The organism is Geomonas sp. Red32, from assembly GCF_023652955.1.
Lineage (GTDB): Bacteria > Desulfobacterota > Desulfuromonadia > Geobacterales > Geobacteraceae > Geomonas.
On sequence record NZ_JAKLOY010000012.1, the window covers coordinates 26155 to 47289 of the forward strand.

The window sequence follows — 21135 nt, forward strand, 5'->3', positions numbered from 1 at the left end:
TACGTCATGACAAGAATCAGGACAGTACTGCTCACAACCGTTGCCATAGTGGGATTGATGGGTTTGACGACGGGGGTGGGGTTCTCTGCCACCTCCAGCATGGGGAGTGGCTCAACAGGCTCCTCTGCTGACATGTCAACCAACTCCAACCTGCCTCCAGGAACTGGCGTGCAGATGAGAACCATTACCGGCTTCACCTCTGAACCGGCGGCCGGTGGCGGATCGGCGGGTGTAGGAGCCGGAGGAACGGTCGGCTCCGGTGACACCGGGGCGGGAACCAACTTCAACAACGGCTCAATGAGCACAACCACCGGCGGGACCGTTGGAACCGGGGCTGGCGGCACCACGACCGGGACCGGCGGAAGTTTCGGTACCGGCACCGGCGGATCGATGGGGACCGGTACTGACCAAGGCACCCTCGGCACCGGATCGGGCGGAACCCTGGGCACCGGCACCGGCGGGACGCTCGATAACGGCACCGGCGGGACAATCAACAACGGAACCGGCGGGACAATGGGCACTGGCCCCGGCGGGACAATGGGCACTGGCCCCGGCGGGACAATGGGTACTGGTGGCTCAATGGGTACTGGTGGCTCAATGGGTACTGGTGGCTCAATGGGTACTGGTGGCTCAATGGGTACTGGTGGCTCAATGGGTACTGGTGGCTCGATGGGCACCGGAACTGGCGGTGCCGGAGGGACTGGCGGCGCTGGTGGGGCCGGCGGCGGAGGTGGGGCCGGCGGCGGAGGCGGTGGCGGTCGCTAACGCTCTCCACTACTGAATGGCGCCCCGGCCGGGTAAATTGGTGAGCCACCGGCTCAGGCTGGAGAACGGTCTGGAGGCCTACGGGAAGTTCGTGCAGCGTGGCGAAGGGCAGGGGGCGGAATATACCAAAATCGTCCTCAAACCCAACGGCTAGCAAGGACAAGTGGCAGGCGGTGAAGGCTGGGGCGGCTCTTTCGGCCGCCCCTCTTTTTTTCGATTATGGAGAGGCCGCTCCACGCTTGATTGGCAGCGGGGCCGCTCAAAGAGAGGGGGGTGGCTGATAAGGGGAGGCCCGTCTTGCGGGCTCGGGGCGCGTGGGAAAGGGCGTTGCGGTCAGATGGCTTGAATCATCGATGCGGGCTCGGCCGGGTGGAGCACCCGCCATTCGGCGGCGAGTTTTTCGGGCTCGCGGGTGACACTACGGAGAAACTCGAGCAGATGCTCCTCGGCCCCCTCGGCGAAGCCGACGAATTTCACCCCCGACATCGAGAAAAAGGAGTGCACGACCTTTACGCTGATGGTGGCAGGGGCGAGTCCTTCCGCAAAGGAAAGGGTGAGCGAGCAGATTTCGTCGACGGCGGCCAGGAAGCATTCGTCGGAGCTCAAGAGGGCGCCGCGCAGGGAAAGGTTTCTGACAGTGACGGGGTAGTTCAGTCCACCAAGAGTGAGGCTGGCTGGCTGGTCGCACTCCACTCGGTGAAATCGGCGCTGTTCCATGCTGGTTCCTTTCGGAGGTGTTTGGGCTCTTATCGTCACCATGGCGGCAAACTGTAAGGAAAATGCCGCCGAAGTCACGGCAGGGGCAGGACCTGCTTTTACGGTTGACTTCGATGGGCAAGTATTGTATTAGATGACGTTTCCGGGATTTGGCGCCGGCACCCGTTTCGACTCAAGCGGGAGCCGAGAAATTTGAGAATCGAAGAGGGCTGGCGGTAGATGGAAAACAAGATCAGGGTGTTCAGCGGTAACTCGAATCCGGTTCTGGCAGAGAAGATCTGCGAATGTCTTAAGGTGCCGCTGGGCAAGGCGAAGGTCAAGACCTTCTCCGACGGCGAGATCATGGTTGAGATCGGTGAGAACGTGCGTGGCCGCGACATCTACGTCGTTCAGTCCACCTGCTGCCCGACCAACAACAACCTGATGGAGCTGCTCATCATGATGGACGCCCTGAAGAGGGCTTCGGCAGCAACCATCACCGCCGTGATCCCCTACTACGGTTACGCGCGTCAGGACCGCAAGGCGGCTCCGCGTACCCCGATCACCTCGAAGCTGGTGGCCGACCTGATCACCACCGCCGGGGCCGACCGGGTGGTCACCATTGACCTGCACGCAGGCCAGATCCAGGGCTTCTTCAACATTCCGGTGGACAACCTTTACGCCGCTCCGGTGCTCCTGGCCCATCTGAAGACCCGTTTCGCCGACGAGCTCAACAACCTGGTCATGGTCTCCCCGGACGCGGGTGGCACCGAGCGTGCCAGGGCCTTCGCCAAGCGGCTCGGCTGCACGCTGGCCGTCATCGACAAGCGCCGCACCGGTCCCAACGTGGCCGAGATCATGCACCTTATCGGTGACGTCAAAGGGAAGTCCGCCATCATCCTGGACGACATGATCGACACCGCCGGCACGCTGACCCAGGCCGCCCTGGCGCTCAAGGAGCACGGCGCCGCCAGCGTGTACGCCTGCGCCACCCACGGCGTGCTCTCCGGGCCGGCCATCGACCGCATCAACGACTCGGTGATCGAAAAGGTCGTCATCACCGACACCGTGCCGCTGGGTGAGAAGGCCGAGCGGACCGACAAGCTCCGGGTGCTCTCGGTGGCCGATCTGCTGGCCGAGGCCATCCGCCGCATTCACGAGGATGAATCTGTAAGCTCGCTGTTTGTCTAACGGCGGCTATCTGGTTTAATAGTTTCTGTCATGAATCATCAAAATATCGAAGCGATTTCGGAGGAAGTATGAGCAAGCAGGTGCTGAATGTTGAACTGAGGGAAGAAACCGGCAAGGGGGTCTGCCGCCGTCTGCGTAGCGCAGGTCGCATCCCGGGCGTCGTCTACGGCAAAGGGCTTGAGCCCGTTTCGATCTCGCTGGATCGGAGGCAGTTTTCCGAGGCGATCGCCGGCGAAGGCGGCCGTAACCACATCCTGACCCTCAAGTGCGAGGGCTCCCTCAACGACGTGACCGTGATCGTGGCCGACCTCCTTCAGGACGCCATCAAGCGCACCCCGCGTCACGTCGACCTGCACAAGATCAACCTCTCCGACAAGGTGAAGGTCCACGTTCCGGTTCGCGTGGTCGGTACCGCAGTCGGCGTCAAGGCTGGCGGCATGCTCGACCTCGCCATGCACGAGCTCGAAGTCGAGTGCCTCCCGGTCCACATCCCCGGGCACATCAACGTCGACGTCACCGAGCTCGTCATCGGCCACTCCATTCACCTGGGCGAGATCCCGGCTCCGGTCGGTATCGTCATCCTGGGCGACGCCAAGACTCCGGTGGTCAGCGTCCTCGGGAGAAAGGGCGCCGAAGAGGCTGAATAAGCTCTCTCCGCCGGAAAGAACATGGCAAAACTCGTTGTAGGGCTCGGCAACCCCGGGCCACAGTACTCATGGACCCGCCACAACGCGGGTTTCATGGTTTTGGACCGCTTATCCCGTCTGGCCGATATTCCCGTCACCAAGAAGGCCTTCTCCGGCCTGATCGGTGACGGGAACTGGGCCGGGGAGCGGGTCTATCTCCTCAAGCCCCAGACCTTCATGAACTTGTCGGGGCGCTCGGTCGCCGAGGCGCTCCGCTTCTACAAGCTCTCCCCTTCCGACCTCGTGGTCATCCACGACGAACTGGACATCCCCTTCGGCAAGATCAGGCTCAAGGAAGGTGGCGGCCACGGCGGCCACAACGGTCTTCGCTCGCTCGGACAGGAGCTTGGCTCCACCGCCTGGGCCAGGATCCGGGTCGGCATCGGCCGTCCGGTGCACGGCGACGTGGTCAACTACGTGCTGACCAACTTCTCCAAGGACGAGATGGAGTCGCTTTTGGGGATCCTCGACGAGGGGGTCGACGCGCTGGAGATGATGATCCGGGAAGGGATGCCCAAGGCCATGAGCATCTTTAACGGTAGATGATCCACCAGCCGCTATCCGTCCTTTCGACGGGGCGGTGCCTCGCACGCTAAAAGAGGATTATTCGTATGGGTTTCAACTGCGGCATCGTCGGGCTCCCCAACGTGGGGAAGTCCACCATCTTCAACGCGCTCACCTCGGCCGGGGCCGAGTCCGCCAACTATCCCTTCTGCACCATCGATCCCAACGTCGGCATTGTGTCGGTTCCCGATCCCCGTCTCCAGAAGCTGGCCGAGATCGTTCGTCCCGAAAGGATCCTCCCGACCACCATCGAGATCCTCGACATCGCCGGCCTGGTGAAGGGGGCGAGCCAGGGGGAGGGGCTTGGCAACAAGTTCCTCGGGCACATCCGTTCGGTTGATGCCATCCTGCACGTGGTGCGCTGCTTCGAGAACGAGAACGTGGTGCACGTCTCCGGGAGCGTGTCGCCGGTCCGGGACATCGAGGTGATCCAGACCGAGCTAGCCCTGGCCGACCTCGATACCGTCGAGAAGCGCCTGCAGCGGGTCGAGAAACAGGCGAGAAGCGGCGACAAGAAGGCCAAGGAAGATGTCGACTTCTGTATCAAAGTGAAAGCGGTCCTGGAGAAGGGGGAGTCTCCCCGGAACCTCGCGGAGAACGAGGACGAACGGCTGATCTTGAGGGATATGCACCTCATGACCGCCAAGCCGGTTCTCTACGTCGCCAACGTGGCCGAGGACGACCTGGAAGGGAAACACCCGTACGTGGACGAGGTCAGGAAGCTGGCCGAGCGCGAGGGAAACGGGGTGGTCTACATCTGCGGGTCCATCGAGGCGGAGATCTCCGAGCTGGAAGGTGAGGAGAAGCAGGCCTTCCTGGAGGAGATGGGGCTTCCCGAGTCCGGGCTCGACCGCCTGATCCGCGCCGGCTACGAGCTCCTGGGACTCATCACCTACTTCACCGCCGGGGTAAAAGAGGTTCGTGCCTGGACCATCACCAAGGGTACCAAGGCCCCCGGCGCCGCCGGAGTCATCCACTCCGACTTCGAGAAGGGGTTCATCCGCGCCGAGACCATCGCCTACCTGGATTTCATCGGCGCTGGCGGCGAGGCGGGCGCCAAAGAGAAGGGTCTCATGCGGCTGGAAGGGAAAGAGTACGTGGTGCAGGATGGCGACGTGATGCACTTCCGGTTCAACGTTTAACCCTCTGTCCCCCCTTCGCAAAGGGAGGGACCTGGTTTTCCCTGATAAAAATGCCGGGAGGGCCCTTTTGCGCTTGCCAAAGGGCCCTTTCTGTAGTAATGGATACTGTTCCACAGAGCGGCACCAAGTGCCGTATCTCCTTGTTCCGGGCCGGTCCCGGAGCTAAATAACCGTGAGGAGGCAACACAATGAGGATGTACGAGACCATCTACATCGTCCAGCCGGAACTCGGTGACGAGGAGCTCAAAGCCCTCTCCGCCAAGGTTCAGGACGTGGTCGCCAGCATGAATGGCGATTTCAAGAGGCTGGAAGACTGGGGGACCAGGAAACTGGCCTACGCGATCAACAAGAATCCCCGTGGCCGCTACTTTTACCTCCGCTTCGACGGCGACGCAGCACTCATCGCCGAGCTGGAGCGCCGCCTGCGCCTTGACGACAAGGTGATCAGGTACCAGAGCGTCAAGCTCGAGCAGGAAGTGGTTCCGGCTGCCCCCGTGGCTGCCAAGACCGCCGAGGAAGGGACCGAGGAAGCTGCCGGTACCGAGGCTCAGGCCGAAACGACTACTACGGAGGAATAAGAGATGGCTGACGAGAGAACCCCCCAGAGAAGCACCAGCGGCGGCCCGAGGAAGAAGCGGCCGTTCCAGCGCCGTAAGGTCTGCCGTTTCTGCGCAGACAAGCAGGTAACCATCGATTACAAAGATCCCCGCACCCTCCGCTACTTCGTTTCGGAGCGCGGCAAGATCATTCCGCGCCGCATCTCCGGCAACTGCTCCAAGCACCAGAGGGAGATCACCGAGGCAATCAAGAGGGCGAGGAACATCGCGCTGCTCCCGATCGCGGGCAGCCACGTTACTCCGTAATCTGTGCCCAACGAGATGAACCCTCAACTGCAGGGGCGGATTTTGGATGTCATCAAGGGGAGCGTCGCTACGGCGGCGCTCTTCCTTGCTTTCATGATGCTTCCGGTCCTGGGACTTATCCCCGGCTTCTTCACGCCGCTTCCGGCAGTTTTCTACCGCCTCAAGAGCGGGCGGGGAACCGGAATCGCCATCGTGGTAGCAACCTCCGTGCTGCTGGCTGCCATCGCCCGCGAACCGGCGACGGTCGCGATCTACCTGCTGCAGGGCGGCATCATGTCGCTGGCGCTCCCCGAGTTCCTGATGCGCCTCAAAGGGGGCGCCCGTTCCGTCGTTTACTCGGTCGCCATCAACCTGGTCTTCCTGCTGGCCGCTACCGCCATCTACGGCGCCGCGACCGGCGCTCCTCTGCACGCCAAGATCGTCAAAGGGGTGCAGACGAGCATCGCCCAGACCTCCCAGCTCTACGAGAAGGCCGGGGTCAAGGGCGATGAGCTGAAGGCTCTGCAGGATTCGATGCACCAGGCGGGGGACCAGGTCGTCCAGGTCTACCCGGCCCTGGTCACCGTGGCGCTCGGGCTGATCGCCTGCCTGAACCTGAGCGTGCTGGCGCGGGTGGCCCAGCGCTCGCACATCCCGGTATTCCTCGGGAACTTCCGGCAGTTCAGGAACCCGGAGCACCTGGTCTGGCTGCTGATCGCGGCCGGCTTCGCCCTGCTTCTCGACGAGCCGACCGTCCACCTGGTATCGCTCAACCTGCTGATTGTGGTCGGTGCCCTCTATGCCGTGCAGGGTTTCGCCGTCATGAGCCACTTCTTCCGCAGGATGGCGATTCCGGGTTTCATGAAAGTAATTGGCGTCCTATTCCTCCTCTTCCAGCCGTTCATGATGCTGGTGGTGGCGGTGCTGGGCATTTTCGATCTCTGGGGCGACTTCCGGTCCCCCAAAAAAACGCAAAACCTGTGAAAAAATCAGGCTAGGAGGCAACGCATGAAGGTCATTCTGAAAGAGAACGTCGAAAACCTCGGTCACATCGGCGACATCGTCAAGGTCGCTCCGGGCTACGCCAGGAACTACCTCCTCCCCAAAGGGTTCGCCATCGAGGCTACCGAGAAGAACGCCAAGGCTCTCGAGCACGCCAAGCGTCAGCTCGAGTACAAGAAGAACCGCGTCCTGGAAGCAGCCAAGCAGCTGTCCGCCAAGATCGAGGGGCTGTCCCTCTCCATCGCCCACCAGGCCGGTGCTGACGACAAGCTCTTCGGCGCCGTTACCAACATGGAACTGGCCGAGCTGCTCAAGGCCCAGGGCCTCGAAATCGACCGTAAGAAGATCGTTCTGGACGAGCCGATCAAGCACCTCGGCGATTTCACCGCTCAGGTCAAGATCCACCCGGAAGTTTCCGCCACCCTCAAGATCTCCATCACCAAGGCGTAAGCTTCAGGACGGCTCGGCCGTTCACACAGGAAGTAAAAAAGGGCCGGCACTCAAACGAGTGCGGCCCTTTTTGTTATCATTCAACTTTCGGTAAAAGCGGGTGCCGCTGCGGCACAGTACGGAATAGAGGAGGAGCGATGGACATTCAGCGGTACCCCAAGAGCGACATTGCGCTCAACCAGATTGAGACCGCGCTGGTGATCTACTTCGGGGGAGGCGACCTCTTCTCTGTCGTCACCCTGGCCGGGGCCGCCGAGGAACTGATCGGCCAGCTCTTGGCCAGCCGGGAGGAGCGGGGCTTCTTCAAGCCCCTTTTCGAGATCCTGCGGCCGGGGAAGCGGCGGAATGAGGAGGAGCCGCTGGTGCTGGGAGAGACCGGCGAATTCATCCACACCGATCCCCGTCATGAGGCCATTTTCCTGTTGGGTAGATCCATCGACGACTACCGGAAGCTGACCGGCGCCGTCACCCCTTCCATGGCCCGCTTCGACCGCGAAGTCCGTCAGCGGGAATCGGCTATCGCTTGACCTGGGCGTCCTGGATCAGCAGGTCGTACTTGTAGCCGGAACCGAAGTCGACGTTCTGGGAAAGGATCCCCTTGACGGTGACCGTTTCGCCTTCCTTCGCCGTCCCCTTGATGGTGGCGGTCAGATCGTAGTTTTTCTTGGCCTTGCTCCCGCTCCCATCCTGGATGTGGATCCAGGTGTGTTTCATGATATGTTCGGCGACCTTGACTACCTTACCCCTCACCACCACCTGCTTCTTGTCCAGTTTGGCCTTCTTCGCGTAGAGCTCCGCGACGGTGTAGGCATTGGCCCCTTTGGCCTTGGCCACCCGGCCGACCTTCACCGCGGCTACCTTGCTGGAGTTGTTCTCCTGCTTGGCCGTCGGGGTCGCCTGTGCCTTGGCGGGCGCGGCGGCGGGAGCAGGTGCGTTGGCGGCCGCTTTCTCGTGTGCCATTTTCACCGCTGCTTCGGGGAGTTTCACCCGGGTGTTGGCGGGGCCCGCCGAGAAGACGATGCGGTCAAAGGTGCGGTGGAGCGCCTTGCTGGTGAAATGGTTGATGGTGTACCCGGGGACCAGGGTCAGCTGCTGCCCGACGGTGGCCTTCATCTCGGGGGCGGCCACCCAGAGCTTTTCCTTGCCGTTGGCGATGAGGAGGTAGGTGTATCCACCCCCGTTCATGGTCTCCAGCACTTTTCCGGAGATATTCACCTGCTGCGGGGCTTTGTCTCCTGCCGGGGTTTCGGCGCCAGCCGGGACGGATACGGTGGTTACGGCAAGAAAGGCCAGCAGCAGAAGGTGCGTAAGGGACAGTTTCATCGGGTGCTCCTCGACAGATAATAGGGCCGCCCGGTGAGGGAAAGCCCACCCGGCAGACTACTTTGTTCACCCCCTCTTTGACAAGAAGTTTCTCACCCATTTCAACTCCCAGTATGCCGGGGGCGCTCACTGGTCGCCACTCTCTCTCAGAGCCCGTCGTCATCGTTTCTCCCTTTCACAACGGCCGCATTCACCTGCAGTTCTCCCGCAGTGTCCACTGAAAATGCCGCTCCTGCTTGCCAGCGCGCAACGCGAGGTTATATTTGTTAGCGATGGCTAATTTGTGTCGGCCGTCTGAGTGAGTGCGGGACCTGTCTGTGACTGAAGAGGCTGCAGCGGTTAACGCCATGCCGATGGCGAATAGGGGTACGGGAGGGAGTCATGTACAAAAAGGTGGGGGTGCTGCTGGTACACGGAATGGGGACAACGATGGACGATTTTGCCCATGACCCCATTCATGAGTTGAGGGAAAGGATATCCGGGCGGGGGCTCAAGTGCGAGGACCTCGCCTGGGAATCGGTCTATTGGGCTCCGCTGCTTTCGGCCCGCGAGAACCAGCTCTGGGTGGATCTTTCGGCCGACCATGATCTCAACTGGGCGAAACTCAGGAAGTTCTTCATCAACGCCTTCGGCAACATCACCGCTTACCAGACTGCCCACGACCGGCCGGACAGCATCTATTACAGAATCCACGATCAGGTGCACGCAGCTCTCGTGGCCCTCTACGAGAAACTGGGGGGGGAGGACCGCCCCCTGGTGGTGATCGCTCATTCTTTGGGATCGGTCATCATGTCCAATTACATCTGGGACCGCCAGAAAGGGAAGGATGTCGACCGCTACGGTGCGAGCCCCTTTGAGCGGATGGAGACCCTGGCGGGGCTGGTAACGCTCGGGACCAATATCCCGTTCTTCACCATGACGGAGAGCCCGGTGGTCAGCATCGAGTTTCCCCCCAACACGCTCCCGGAAAAGGTCAGGCGCCGTGCCAAGTGGCTGAACCTGTACGATTCGGACGACGTCCTCGGGTGGCCGCTCAAACCGCTCAGCCCGAGCTATGCGGACGCGGTCAGCGAGGACATCGAGGTGAGCGTGGGCAACATCCTCACCGCCTGGAATCCGGCCAACCACGCCGCCTACTGGACCGACGACGAGGTCATCAAGCCCGCCGCCTACCTGATCGGCTCCATCTTCGAGGCGGAGGCAGGGTAGAACTTTTTCTGGCCCGACACGACAACTGCGGGGCTGGCTTCGGTGCTCCGTGGAAACTTCCCCCCCCCCTAGCCCCCTCCCTCGAGGGGGAGGGGGGGGCAATAAAAAAAGGCGCCCTCCGGTTTGGAGGACGCCTTTTCGCGTCTGGAGCAGGACCGCCTAGACGATCTTTTTCATGCCTTTCATGGCGGCGCGGAGCTCGGCGCCGACTTCCTCGACGAGGTGGCTGCGGATGGCGGCGTTCACCGAGACGAGTAGGGTGTTGTCCACGCCGTTGTCCTTCGCATCGAACCCTTTGCCGATCACGTCGGTCCCCACCTTGGACATGAAGTCTTTCAGCAGCGGCACGCAGGCGTGGGAGAAGAGGTAGCAGCCGTACTCGGCGGTGTCGGAGATGATGCGGTTCATCTCGTACAGCTTCTTCCTGGCGATGGTGTTGGCGATGAGCGGGGTCTCGTGGAGCGACTCGTAGTAGGCGGACTCCGGCTCGATCCCGGTCTGGACCATGGTCTCGAAGGCGAGCTCGACGCCGGCCTTGACCATGGAGACCATCAGTATCCCCTTGTCGAAATACTCCTGCTCGGTGATCTCGCCGGCAGCCTCGGTCTTCTCGAAGGCGGTCTTGCCGGTCTCTTCGCGCCAGGTGAGGAGCTTCACGTCGTTATTGGCCCAGTCCTCCATCATGGTCTTGGAGAAGTAGCCGCTCATGATGTCGTCCATGTGCTTCTGGAACAGCGGACGCATGATCTCTTTGAGCTCCTCGGCCAGCTTGAAGGCCACCAGCTTGGCGGGGTTGGAGAGGCGGTCCATCATGTTGGTGACGCCGCCGTGCTTGAGGGCCTCGGTGACGGTCTCCCAGCCGTACTGGATCAGTTTGGCGGCGTAGGGGGCGGCGATGCCGTTGGCCACCATCTTGTCGAAGCAGAGGATGCTGCCGGTCTGCAGCATCCCGCAGAGGATGGTCTGTTCGCCCATGAGGTCGGATTTGACCTCGGCGACGAAGGAGGATTCCAGCACGCCGGCGCGGTCGCCACCCTGGGCGGAGGCCAGGGCCTTGGCGAGTTCGAGGCCGTCCCCTTTGGGATCGTTCTCGCGGTGAACGGCGATCAGGGTCGGCACGCCGAAGCCGCGCTTGTACTCCTCACGCACCTCGGAGCCCGGGCACTTCGGAGCCACCATGATGACGGTGAGGTCCTTGCGGATCTGGGTCCCTTCCTCGACGATGTTGAAGCCGTGGGCATAGCTGAACACGGCGCCCTGTTTCAGGAAGGGAATGACGGTCTCGACCACCTTGGAGTGCTGCTTGTCCGGGGCGAGGTTCATGACGATGTCGGCGGTGGGAAGCATCTCTTCGTAGGGGCCGACCTTGAAGCCGTTGTCGGTGGCGTTACGGTAGGACTGGCGCTTCTCGGCGATCGCTTCGGCGCGCAGGGTATAGGAAACGTCCAGACCGCTGTCGCGCATGTTGAGGCCCTGGTTAAGCCCCTGGGCGCCGCAGCCGACGATGACGATCTTCTTGCCTTTGGCGTACTCGCAGCCGGCGGAAAATTCCGAGGCGTCCATGAAGCGGCAGCAGCCGAGTTCCTGCAGCTGAAGACGCAGCGGCAGGGTGTTGAAGTAGTTCTCTCCCATCGTTTCTCTCCTCTATGTTTGGTGGGTTATAGATCTGATAGCGTGCAGACAGTACCGGAAATATAATATTGCGTAAAGTGAATTGTTGTGCATATTGTGTTGCGTCAAACGCAAGAAAGGCGAAGCCCCCGGCAAGCGGTACGCATCAAGGGGACTGGCTCCGGAGGTGCCTGTCCCCTTTGGCGTTGCGGTGTCGAGCCGGGCAGGAGCCACTCCCCTTTGGGGGGCGGAGGATGGGGGCAAGACCAATGAGATTTTACCACGGGGCGTTCTAATGGACATGCGCGAACTGGAAGTTTTCCTCACCCTGGCGGAGCTGCTGCATTTCGGCCGGGCCAGCCAGGCCTGCAACCTCAGTCCCTCGGCGCTCTCCCGCACCATCCAGCGGATGGAGGAGCAGCTGGAGCAGCCGCTCTTTATCCGGGACAACCGGAAGGTGCTGCTGACCCCGGCGGGGGAACGGCTCAAGCGCTATGCCCGCCTCTCCCTGGACGAGTGGCGAAACTTCCGGCTGGCCATCAAGAACGAGCAGGCGGTGGCGGGAACGCTCTCCATCTACGCCTCCATCACCGCGGTCTACAGCCTTCTTCCGCAGCTTTTGGAGAACTTCAGATGGCGGTACCCCGAGGTGCAGCTCGAGTTGAGGACCGGGGCGGCGGAGCAGGCCATCCCGCAGATCCAGCGAGGGGAGATCGACCTTGCCGTGGCACCGCTTCCGGACGGCTCGAAGAGCGGGCTCGCCTTTCTCCCCATGGTGACCATCCCCCTCATCTTCATCGCGCCGCGCACCGAAGGGTTCGCCCTGGCCATCAAGGACGAGTCGATCGATCTGGCCCGCACCCCGCTCGTCCTTCCCCAGACCGGGCTCTCCCGGCGGCGGCTCGACCAGTGGCTGAAGGAGCACCGGATCGCCCCCAGCATCACCTCGGAGGTCTCCGGCAACGAGGCGATCATCGCCATGGTGCGCCTGGGGTGCGGGGTGGGGGTGGTACCGCGGCTCGTCCTGGAGCGAAGCCCCTTCCGGGACGAGGTCACCGTGCTGGAAAACGCCCCGCGGCTCGATCCCTACGAAGTCGGTCTGGCGACCTCGGGGAAGAACCTGCAGCGGCCGAGCGTGCGGGCCTTTTGGGAGCTGGCCGAGCGGGGGCTGTCGCGCTTGCCAGCGACGGAATAATCACTGCCGCCGCCCCCTTTTAGGAGAGGGTGGCCGCAGGCCGGGTCAGGGAAGATCCGATGCGGTTGTCCGGCAGGAGCGTACCGGGCTGGGGAGGCGTAGAATGGGGAAGGGGAAGACCTTCCCGGGCGGCCTCCGGGTGAGGGAAACCCCTTGCCAATCCACGATTGCTGTGATATATACCTTTGCTGCTTTAAATTCGCACGCCATGTCATCAAGTGCCGGTGGTGCCTGCTTCGGCAGGTTCCGGTATGCGGGTGGCGGAGGCCAAACCAAAGGAGAAAGTACATGTCGAACATCACCATGAAAGAACTGCTGGAAGCGGGTGTCCATTTCGGTCACCAGACCAAGAGATGGAACCCGAAAATGAAGCCGTACATCTTCGGCGCTCGTAACGGTATCTACATCATCGACCTGCAGAAGACCGTCCGTCTCTTCAAAAACGCCTACAGCTTCGTGACCGACGCCGCCCAGTCCGGCGAGACCGTCCTCTTCGTCGGCACCAAGAAGCAGGCCCAGGATTCGGTGGCCGAAGAGGCACAGCGTTGCGGGATGTTCTACGTCAACGAGCGTTGGCTGGGCGGCATGCTCACCAACTTCGCCACCGTCAAGCAGAGCATCGACCGCCTCAAGCGTCTCGACGCCATGGTCGTCGACGGCACCATCGAAGCCTACACCAAGAAAGAGCAGCTCAAGCTCGGTAAAGAGCGCGAGAAGCTTGAGAAGATCCTCGGCGGTATCAAGGGGATGGGCAAAACCCCGGGCGTGCTGTTCGTGGTCGACCCCAAAAACGAAGAGATCGCCGTCTGCGAAGCCAAGAAGCTCGGCATCCCGGTCGTCGCCATCGTCGACACCAACTGCGATCCGGACGACATCAACTACGTCATCCCGGGCAACGACGACGCCATCCGCGCCATCCGTCTTTTGACCAGCAAGATGGCCGATGCCGTCCTCGAAGGTGCCCAGGCCCGTAACGCCCGTCTCCAGACCGGCGCCGAGGAGGAGCTCGCCGCTCCGGCCGAGGAAGTCGCCGAAGAGGCTGCCGGCGAGGCCTAATCCCCTCTCCCCGGCAGCATCCCACTCGTTTCGATAATTACATCATGAGTCCCCGCGCCGAAGAGGCGCGGGAGGCTGTGGAGGATAACGTGAGCATTACCGCTGCAATGGTAAACGAACTGAGGAAAGCAACCGGCGCCGGCCTTATGGACTGCAAGAAGGCGCTGACCGAAACCGCCGGTGACCACGAGAAGGCCATCGACTACCTCCGCACCAAGGGCCTCGCCGCCGCCTCCAAGAAGGCCGGCCGCGCCGCCACCGAAGGTTCGGTCGGTTCCTACATCCACGCTGGCGGCAAGATCGGCGTCCTGGTGGAAGTGAACTGCGAGACCGACTTCGTTGCCAAGAACGACAACTTCCAGGCTTTCGTGCGCGACATCGCCATGCACATCGCCGCCGCCAGCCCGCTCTACGTCCGCCGCGAGGAAGTTCCCGCCGAGCTCCTCGAGCGCGAGAAGGCCATCTACCGTGAAAAGGCCAAGGAAAGCGGCAAGCCGGAGAAGATCATCGAGAAGATCCTCGAAGGGCAGATCAACAAGTTCTACGGCGACATCTGCCTCCTCGAGCAGGCTTTCGTGAAGGATCCGGACAAGACCGTCCAGACCTACCTCAACGAGACCATCGCCTCCATCGGCGAGAACATGAGCATCCGCCGCTTCGCCAAGTTCGTGCTGGGCGAAGGGCTCACCAAGAAGGAAAGCGACTTCGCGGCCGAAGTTGCCGCGGCCGCCGGCGTCTAGAACGACCCAGAAGAGCCGGCCATGAAAATGGGCGGCTCTTTTTTTACCCGCTGACCGACAGGGCAGGGGATTTTTCTTGTTTACCAACGAAGGTGACGACCATGCCAGAACCGTACTACAAAAGAGTGCTCCTGAAGCTTTCCGGAGAGGCCCTGGGAGGCGAGCAGGGGTACGGTATCGATCCCCAGACCATTACCGCCATTGCCCGCGAGGTGAAGGCCGTGGTGGAGGCCGGCGTTGAGCTTTGCCTGGTCATCGGTGGAGGAAACATCTTCCGCGGCCTGGCTGCCTCCTCCAAGGGAATGGACCGCGCCAGCGCCGACTACATGGGGATGCTGGCCACCATGATCAACTCTCTTGCCATGCAGGACGCCCTCGAGAAGGCCGGGGTGGACACCCGGGTGCAGTCCGCCATCGGGATGGCCGAGGTCGCCGAGCCGTACATCAGAAGGCGCGCCATCAGGCATCTGGAGAAGGGGAGGGTGGTCATTTTCGGGGCCGGGACCGGCAACCCGTACTTCACCACCGACACCGCCGCGAGCCTCCGGGCCATGGAGATCGGCGCCGACGTCATCCTCAAGGGGACCAAGGTCGACGGCGTCTACTCGGCCGATCCCAAAAAGGATCCCACCGCCACCAAGTATCAGAGCCTGAGTTACCTCGAGGTGCTGAGGAAGGGGCTCCAGGTGATGGATGCCACCGCCATCTCGCTCTGCATGGACAACAATCTCCCCATCGTCGTCTTCGACCTGACCACCGAAGGAAACGTCCTCCGGGTGGTGTCCGGCGAGCCGATCGGCACCCTGGTTAAAGAAGGAGAATAGCAATGATCAAGGATGTCATCGCCAGTATGAACGTCCATATGGACAAGACCATTGAGGCCCTCCGGAAGGACTTCCAGAAGATCCGCACCGGCCGCGCCACCACCGCCCTGCTGGACGACGTCAGGGTCGATTTCTACGGAAACCCGAGCCCCTTGAGCCAGGTGGCTACTCTTGCGGTTCCCGAGGCCAGGACCATCACCATCCAGCCGTGGGACAACAAGATGATCGCGCCGATCGAGAAGGCCATCCTCAACGCCAACCTCGGCCTCACCCCCGCCAACGACGGCAAGCTGATCCGCCTGTCGCTCCCGCCGCTCACCGAGGAGCGCCGCAAGGACATCGTCAAGGGGTTGAAACGCGATGCCGAGGACTCCAAGGTAGCGCTCAGGAACATCCGCCGCGATGCCATCGACCAGCTGAAAAAGCTCGAGAAGGAGAAGCAGATCTCCGAGGATGACCTGAAGAGGGCGGAGAAGGATGTGCAGGACTCCACCAACAGCCACGTCGCCAAGATCGACGAGGTGGTGGCTCACAAGGAAAAAGAGGTGTTGGAGGTCTAACCAGGCCTTGGCGGCGGGGGGAAGCTCCCCCGCCAGCCCCACCGCCAGCGCGGCTCGCCCGTATCTGCCCGCGCAAAACCCCGTACCACGGGGATTTTTTGTTTCTAGGGTGACTATGGATAGTTTAAAGCCGGAGAGACTCCCGGTTCATCTAGCGGTTATCATGGATGGTAACGGCCGCTGGGCTGAGAAACGGATGCTGCAGCGGATCGTCGGGCACCAGAAAGGGGTGGAGACGGTCCGGGTAATTGTCGAGGAATGTTCGCGGCTGGGAATCCGCTACCTGACCCTGTTCGCCTTCTCGGCCGAAAACTGGCTTCGCCCCAAGACCGAGGTCAAGGCGCTGATGGCGCTATTGAAGAAGTTCCTGCGCGCCGAGATCAAGAGGATGATGCTGAACGGCATCCGCTTCAACGTGATCGGAAACCGTTCCGACCTTCCCCCGGACATCCAGAACGAGATCGATCTGGCCATCGAGAAAACCGCCGGCAACAACGGGATGCTGCTGACCCTGGCGCTTTCCTATGGCGGCCGCCAGGAGATCGTGTGTGCGGCCAAAAGTCTCGCCGCCGAGGCGGCAGCCGGCAAGCTCGACCCCGAGCAGATCGACGAGCGGATGTTCGGCAGCTCCCTGCACACGGCGGGGATGCCCGACCCCGACCTGCTGATCAGGACCAGCGGGGAGATGCGCATCAGTAACTTCCTGCTCTGGCAGCTCGCCTATGCCGAGCTCTACTTCACCGAGGTCAACTGGCCGGACTTCGACAGAAACGAATTGGCGAGGGCCTTCAGGGACTACCAGTCCCGGGAGCGCAGGTTCGGCATGACCAGCGACCAGCTCCGCAAAGAGCCCTCCTGAGAGGATCATCCCCGGTCACCGTAATCGGCTCATCTTGTGCCGTATCATTCGGCCATGCCGCTTCAGCTTGACGGCTGGAGCCACAGGAGTCCGCTATCAAACGACTAGCCACCGCAGCCGTACTTTTGCCGCTGGTGATCATCTTCATCCTGAAGGCCGGCGTGGTCCAATTCGCAGTACTGGTCTTCCTCCTCTCCCTTCTGGGGCTGGACGAGTTCTACCGGATGGCGCTTCCGCAGCGGCGCGCCGAGGGAAGGCTCGCCGCCGTCGCGGGAGCTCTCTCCGTCTTCTCCCTTTTCGCTCCCGACCGGATCGTCCCGCTGATGGCGCTCACCGTACTGGTGCTGGGGTTCTGTCTCATCGAGCTATTCAGGTTCAGGGAGATCCCCCGTGCGGCTGGGGACGCGGCCATCGTGCTGATGGGATTTCTTTACGTCCCGCTGCTTCTTTCCCACCTCATCCTGATCCGGCAGCTTCCCCACGGTGTCTCCTGGCTTTTCCTCATCATGGTGATCGTCATGAGCGGGGACTCGGCGGCTTACTACGTCGGATCGGCCCTGGGTAAGACCAAGCTTTACCCGACGGTTAGCCCGAAGAAGAGCGTGGAAGGTTCCGCCGGCGGGCTGGCCGGGAGCGTGGCGGGTGCCTTTATCTTCAAGGCGCTCTATTTCCACGAGCTGACCCCGCTTGACTGCGTGGCGACCGCGCTGCTGCTGGGGCTCCTTGGGCAATTGGGCGACCTGTTCGAATCGCTTATCAAGAGAAGCTGCGGCGTGAAAGATTCCGGAACCATCTTCCCGGGACACGGCGGCGTGCTGGACCGGCTGGACAGCATCCTGTTTGCCGCTCCCGCTGCCTTTTATTACGCCTATTTCAATTTCTAGCTGCCGCAAGGTAGGTCGCGTTGAGGTACGGAACGCGACGTTTTTTCGCAGTCACGTTGGTTGTTGCGTTTCACGGTGAAGCTGTTCAACGCAACCGACGATTTTGTTCTCGTTCTCCCTGTTCGACTCGTGCCGGATTAAGCGGTTGCAGCAGGACATAGAACCTAGAATTTCGAGGGACACTATGAAAAAGTTGACCATTCTCGGCTCGACCGGTTCCATCGGAGTAAGCACCCTTGACGTCGTGGCTGCCCAGCCCGACCTGTTCAAGGTGATCGCGCTTACCGCCGGTAACAACCTGGAGCTCTTGAAGAGCCAGATCGAGGCTTACCAGCCGGAACTGGTTTCGGTGCTGACCGCCAACAACGCCCGCACGCTCTCCCGGATGCTGACCGGCAAGAAGCCGGAGATCATGCACGGCGTGGAGGGGATGATCGCCGCGGCCACCGCTACCGGGACCAACATGGTGGTGGCCGCCATCGTCGGCGCCGCCGGACTCATTCCTACCTACGCCGCCATCAAGGCCGGTAAGGACGTGGCGCTCGCCAACAAGGAAACCCTGGTCACCGCCGGCCACCTGGTGATGAATCTGGTGAAGGAGAAAGGGGTCAAGCTCTATCCCGTCGACTCCGAGCATTGCGCGGTCTTCCAGTCCATGTGCGGACACCGCGACCAGGACATCGCCCGTGTCATCCTGACCGCCTCGGGCGGCCCTTTCCTGAAATGGGGGAAGGAGCAGCTTGCCCAGGCGACCGTTGCCGACGCTTTGAACCACCCCAACTGGAGCATGGGGAGAAAGATCACCGTCGACTCCGCCACCATGATGAACAAGGGGCTGGAGGTCATCGAGGCCCGCTGGCTGTTCGACATCCCGGTTGAGCGGATCGCCGTCAACATCCATCCGCAGAGCATCATTCACTCCATGGTGGAGTACATCGACGGAAGCGTCATGGCCCAGCTTGGGGTGCCCGACATGAAAGGGCCGATCGCCTACGCGCTGACCTATCCCGCCCGCGTCCCGTCCGGGGTGAAGCCGCTCGATCTCACCACCCTTTCCGGGCTCACCTTCTTCAACCCCGACACCGACCGTTTCCCTGCCTTGAAGCTCGCTTACCGCGCGGCGGGGGAGGGGGAGAGCATGCCTGCCGTCATGAACGCCGCCAACGAGATTGCCGTCGATGCGTTCCTCAACGGCCGCATCGGCTTCATGGCCATCCCGGAATCGATCGAGAAAGTGATGGACCTGCACCAGGCTCACCAGCTGAAGTCGATCGAAGAAGTGCTCGAGGCGGACCGCTGGGGGCGGGCAAAGGCCAAGGAAGTCCTCGGCGTACAGTAGCGGGAACGCGGAATTGCCGGGTACAATGAAGTAAGCTACGCATCTGGAGCATAGCGATCCTGCGGTCCCCATTCTCCACTCAACAAGGTGCAGAGGGAAAATCCATGAGCATGCTTTTCGCCATCATCGCCCTAGGGGCGCTCATTTTTGTACATGAATTCGGCCACTTCCTGTTCGCCAAACTGTTCGGCGTCGGGGTCGAGAAATTCTCCCTCGGTTTCGGCCCGAAGGTGTTCGGCAAGAAGGTGGGTGAGACCGAGTACCTCCTCTCCGCGCTGCCGCTCGGCGGCTACGTGAAGATGGTCGGCGAGGGGGAGGACGTAGAGCTCTCCGACGAGGACATCAAGCGCTCGTTCTCGCACAAGCACCCGCTCCAGCGTATGGCCATCGTGGCGGCCGGCCCGGTATTCAACCTCCTCTCGGCCTGGCTCATCTTCATCGTCATCTTCATGATGGGGGTGCCGGCGGTAACCACCAAGGTCGGCGAGGTCATGGCCAACAAGCCTGCCGCCAAGGCCGGCCTCAAGACCGGTGACCTCATCGCGGCCATCGACGGCAAGCCGGTCAACCGCTGGGACGAATTCGCCAAGATCATCGCGGAAGGGAAGATCGCTCCCCTGCAGATTACCGTCAAGCGCGGCACCACTCCTATGACCTTCACGGTGACCCCCGAAAGCAGCACCACCAAGACCATCCTCGGCGACAAGGTTACCCGCCCCGTCATCGGCGTGGTAGCGGCGGGCGACACGGTAATCGACAAGTTCCCGGTCAGCGAGGCTTTCTCCCGGGGTACCGCCCAGAGCTGGACCATGATCAAGATGACGGTGCTCTCGATGGTCAGGCTGGTACAGCGGGCGATCCCGCTGGACACCATCGGCGGGCCGATCATGATCGTCAAGATGGCAGGCCAGCAGGCGGCGGCCGGCAGCGTCAACTTCCTCGCCTTCGTGGCCCTTCTCTCCGTCAACCTCGGGGTGCTGAACCTGCTTCCGGTACCGATCCTGGATGGCGGTCACCTGGTCTTCTTCGGGATCGAGGTGGTCATCGGGCGGCCGGTCAGCAAGAAGACCCGGGAGATCGCCCAGCAGATCGGGCTCGTGCTCCTGATCAGCCTGATGATCCTCGCCTTCTACAACGACATCGCAAGGATGTTCACCGGGGCGAAGCTTTAGTAGGGCGCGAGGGATAGGCAACTAGATCGGATTTTGTCGGAAAGTAGCTGCAATGAAAATACTCACAATCGATACCTCCAGTAACTGTTCCTCGGTAGCGTTGAGCGACGGCACCAAACTCCTCGGGGAGTGCATCCTCGGCGAGGACCGCTGCAATTCCGGGCGCCTGATGGGGTCGATCTCGGACCTGCTGGCCGCTGCCAAACTCACACCCGCCGCCCTCGACGCGTTCGCCGTTTCCCTCGGCCCTGGTTCCTTCACCGGGGTCAGGGTTGGCATCGCCACCGCCAAGGGGCTCTCGCTCGCCACCGGAAAACCCGCCATCGGCTTCTCCTCGCTCGCCATGCTGGCGATGAACCTCCCCCACGCCTCGCTGCCGGTTGCCCCGCTCTTCGACGCCCGCAAGAGCGAGGTGTACGCCGGGCTCTACCGGTGCGATGGACTTCCCACCGCGCTGATGCCGGACGCCGTGCTTCCCCCGGCGGACTTTCTGGCGTCTATCGGCTCGCCCGCCATCTTCCTGGGGGAAGGATCGGTGCGTTACCGCGCGCTGATCGACTCCACGCTGGGGGAGAAGGCCGTCTTCGCCCCTTGGAGCGCCGATCTTCCCCGCGCCTCCGCCGGTGCGCTCATCGCGCTCGAAAAAGGACTCAGAGGGGAATTCACCCCGCTGGCCCTCCTCAACCCTGCCTATCTGCGCGCGTCCGAGGCCGAGATCGCCAAGAGGAAGCGGGACGCGGAAAAGGCGGCTTGATTTCGAATCCCAGGAGCAGGGTAGGTCGTGTTGAGGAACGAAACGCGACGTTTTCAACGTCATCGTAATCGATGCGTCAATGCAACCTGGCCTTGGGTCTGAGTGGCCGGCTGCGGCTGAAATCCCCCCTGTCCCCCCTTCGCAAAGGGGGGAACGTTCTCCCGCCAATGGTGGCTGGCCCCTTCGCAAAGGGGGGGACGTGCCGCCAAGGGTGGCGGGCCGTCGCTGAATTCCCTTTCCAATACGACCACATAAGACCGGTTCCCCATTA

The 21135-nt window shown here is 62.0% G+C and carries 25 protein-coding genes; 22 read left to right on the plus strand and 3 right to left on the minus strand.

What is annotated here, in order from left to right:
* Window positions 1-571 precede the first annotated feature (571 nt).
* Together L4X63_RS22050 and L4X63_RS22055 are read left to right on the plus strand one after the other, a co-directional pair.
* A complete protein-coding gene (locus L4X63_RS22050) occupies window positions 572-781 on the plus strand; it encodes a hypothetical protein (protein ID WP_250680832.1) in 210 nt (69 codons plus the stop codon).
* Complete coding sequence (locus L4X63_RS22055) at window positions 782-919, plus strand: hypothetical protein (protein WP_250680833.1); 138 nt, start codon at window positions 782-784, stop codon at window positions 917-919.
* A 179-nt stretch (window positions 920-1098) separates the two neighbouring features.
* On the opposite strand, the gene L4X63_RS22060 is transcribed toward L4X63_RS22055, so the two are convergent.
* On the minus strand, window positions 1099-1482 hold the full coding sequence (locus tag L4X63_RS22060; protein ID WP_250680834.1) for a PilZ domain-containing protein: 384 nt from the start codon (window positions 1480-1482) through the stop codon (window positions 1099-1101).
* A 219-nt stretch (window positions 1483-1701) separates the two neighbouring features.
* On the opposite strand from L4X63_RS22060, the gene L4X63_RS22065 reads away from it, so the two are divergent.
* The 9 genes from L4X63_RS22065 to L4X63_RS22105 all read left to right on the plus strand — a co-directional run bounded on the left by L4X63_RS22065 (window position 1702) and on the right by L4X63_RS22105 (window position 7865).
* On the plus strand, window positions 1702-2652 hold the full coding sequence (locus L4X63_RS22065) for a ribose-phosphate pyrophosphokinase (RefSeq protein WP_250680835.1): 951 nt from the start codon (window positions 1702-1704) through the stop codon (window positions 2650-2652).
* Between the two features lie 68 nt (window positions 2653-2720).
* Window positions 2721-3299 carry a 50S ribosomal protein L25 gene (locus L4X63_RS22070; RefSeq protein ID WP_250680836.1) on the plus strand — a complete coding sequence of 193 codons (579 nt, stop codon included), beginning with the start codon at window positions 2721-2723 and terminating at the stop codon, window positions 3297-3299.
* Between the two features lie 21 nt (window positions 3300-3320).
* Window positions 3321-3884: an aminoacyl-tRNA hydrolase gene (gene pth / locus L4X63_RS22075; RefSeq protein ID WP_250680837.1), complete on the plus strand. Its 564-nt coding sequence runs from the start codon at window positions 3321-3323 to the stop codon at window positions 3882-3884.
* Window positions 3885-3949: 65 nt separating this feature from the next.
* Window positions 3950-5044 (plus strand): redox-regulated ATPase YchF, encoded by a 1095-nt coding sequence (ychF, locus tag L4X63_RS22080; RefSeq protein WP_250680838.1) that lies wholly within the window; start codon window positions 3950-3952, stop codon window positions 5042-5044.
* Window positions 5045-5232: 188 nt separating this feature from the next.
* A complete protein-coding gene (rpsF, locus tag L4X63_RS22085; protein WP_250680839.1) occupies window positions 5233-5622 on the plus strand; it encodes a 30S ribosomal protein S6 in 390 nt (129 codons plus the stop codon).
* Between the two features lie 3 nt (window positions 5623-5625).
* The gene (gene rpsR, locus L4X63_RS22090) at window positions 5626-5907 is read left to right on the plus strand and encodes a 30S ribosomal protein S18 (protein WP_250680840.1); all 282 of its coding nucleotides are present in this window, start codon (window positions 5626-5628) and stop codon (window positions 5905-5907) included.
* Window positions 5908-5922: 15 nt separating this feature from the next.
* On the plus strand, window positions 5923-6870 hold the full coding sequence (locus L4X63_RS22095) for a YybS family protein (protein WP_250680841.1): 948 nt from the start codon (window positions 5923-5925) through the stop codon (window positions 6868-6870).
* Between the two features lie 24 nt (window positions 6871-6894).
* Window positions 6895-7338, plus strand: a complete 444-nt coding sequence (gene rplI / locus L4X63_RS22100; RefSeq protein WP_250680842.1) for a 50S ribosomal protein L9 — start codon at window positions 6895-6897, stop codon at window positions 7336-7338.
* Between the two features lie 137 nt (window positions 7339-7475).
* On the plus strand, window positions 7476-7865 hold the full coding sequence (locus L4X63_RS22105; protein WP_250680843.1) for a hypothetical protein: 390 nt from the start codon (window positions 7476-7478) through the stop codon (window positions 7863-7865).
* On the opposite strand, the gene L4X63_RS22110 is transcribed toward L4X63_RS22105, so the two are convergent.
* On the minus strand, window positions 7855-8661 hold the full coding sequence (locus tag L4X63_RS22110; protein ID WP_250680844.1) for a DNA-binding protein: 807 nt from the start codon (window positions 8659-8661) through the stop codon (window positions 7855-7857). The genes L4X63_RS22105 and L4X63_RS22110 overlap by 11 nt on opposite strands.
* Window positions 8662-9042: 381 nt before the next feature.
* Between L4X63_RS22110 and L4X63_RS22115 the strand changes: the two genes are divergently transcribed.
* Window positions 9043-9870: a hypothetical protein gene (locus L4X63_RS22115; protein WP_250680845.1), complete on the plus strand. Its 828-nt coding sequence runs from the start codon at window positions 9043-9045 to the stop codon at window positions 9868-9870.
* 159 nt (window positions 9871-10029) lie between these two features.
* Here the strand turns inward: L4X63_RS22115 and ilvC are convergent, their stop codons facing one another.
* Window positions 10030-11502: a ketol-acid reductoisomerase gene (ilvC, locus tag L4X63_RS22120; RefSeq protein WP_250680846.1), complete on the minus strand. Its 1473-nt coding sequence runs from the start codon at window positions 11500-11502 to the stop codon at window positions 10030-10032.
* A gap of 280 nt (window positions 11503-11782) precedes the next feature.
* Here ilvC and ilvY point away from each other — a divergent pair, with 280 nt between their 5' ends.
* The 10 genes from ilvY to tsaB all read left to right on the plus strand — a co-directional run bounded on the left by ilvY (window position 11783) and on the right by tsaB (window position 20864).
* Window positions 11783-12676 carry an HTH-type transcriptional activator IlvY gene (gene ilvY, locus L4X63_RS22125; RefSeq protein WP_284694773.1) on the plus strand — a complete coding sequence of 298 codons (894 nt, stop codon included), beginning with the start codon at window positions 11783-11785 and terminating at the stop codon, window positions 12674-12676.
* A 288-nt stretch (window positions 12677-12964) separates the two neighbouring features.
* On the plus strand, window positions 12965-13732 hold the full coding sequence (rpsB, locus tag L4X63_RS22130) for a 30S ribosomal protein S2 (RefSeq protein WP_250680848.1): 768 nt from the start codon (window positions 12965-12967) through the stop codon (window positions 13730-13732).
* Between the two features lie 89 nt (window positions 13733-13821).
* The gene (gene tsf, locus L4X63_RS22135; protein WP_250680849.1) at window positions 13822-14472 is read left to right on the plus strand and encodes a translation elongation factor Ts; all 651 of its coding nucleotides are present in this window, start codon (window positions 13822-13824) and stop codon (window positions 14470-14472) included.
* Window positions 14473-14573: 101 nt separating this feature from the next.
* Window positions 14574-15296: a UMP kinase gene (gene pyrH / locus L4X63_RS22140; protein WP_250680850.1), complete on the plus strand. Its 723-nt coding sequence runs from the start codon at window positions 14574-14576 to the stop codon at window positions 15294-15296.
* A gap of 2 nt (window positions 15297-15298) precedes the next feature.
* Window positions 15299-15856, plus strand: coding sequence for a ribosome recycling factor (gene frr, locus L4X63_RS22145; protein WP_250680851.1), 558 nt, complete (start codon window positions 15299-15301; stop codon window positions 15854-15856).
* Between the two features lie 115 nt (window positions 15857-15971).
* On the plus strand, window positions 15972-16715 hold the full coding sequence (gene uppS / locus L4X63_RS22150) for an undecaprenyl pyrophosphate synthase (protein ID WP_250680852.1): 744 nt from the start codon (window positions 15972-15974) through the stop codon (window positions 16713-16715).
* Window positions 16716-16810: 95 nt separating this feature from the next.
* Window positions 16811-17599 (plus strand): phosphatidate cytidylyltransferase, encoded by a 789-nt coding sequence (locus L4X63_RS22155; RefSeq protein WP_350339212.1) that lies wholly within the window; start codon window positions 16811-16813, stop codon window positions 17597-17599.
* A 184-nt stretch (window positions 17600-17783) separates the two neighbouring features.
* On the plus strand, window positions 17784-18938 hold the full coding sequence (locus tag L4X63_RS22160; RefSeq protein WP_250680853.1) for a 1-deoxy-D-xylulose-5-phosphate reductoisomerase: 1155 nt from the start codon (window positions 17784-17786) through the stop codon (window positions 18936-18938).
* A gap of 104 nt (window positions 18939-19042) precedes the next feature.
* Window positions 19043-20110 (plus strand): RIP metalloprotease RseP, encoded by a 1068-nt coding sequence (gene rseP / locus L4X63_RS22165; RefSeq protein WP_250680854.1) that lies wholly within the window; start codon window positions 19043-19045, stop codon window positions 20108-20110.
* A 52-nt stretch (window positions 20111-20162) separates the two neighbouring features.
* The gene (gene tsaB, locus L4X63_RS22170; RefSeq protein WP_250680855.1) at window positions 20163-20864 is read left to right on the plus strand and encodes a tRNA (adenosine(37)-N6)-threonylcarbamoyltransferase complex dimerization subunit type 1 TsaB; all 702 of its coding nucleotides are present in this window, start codon (window positions 20163-20165) and stop codon (window positions 20862-20864) included.
* The last annotated feature ends 271 nt before the right edge of the window (window positions 20865-21135 follow it).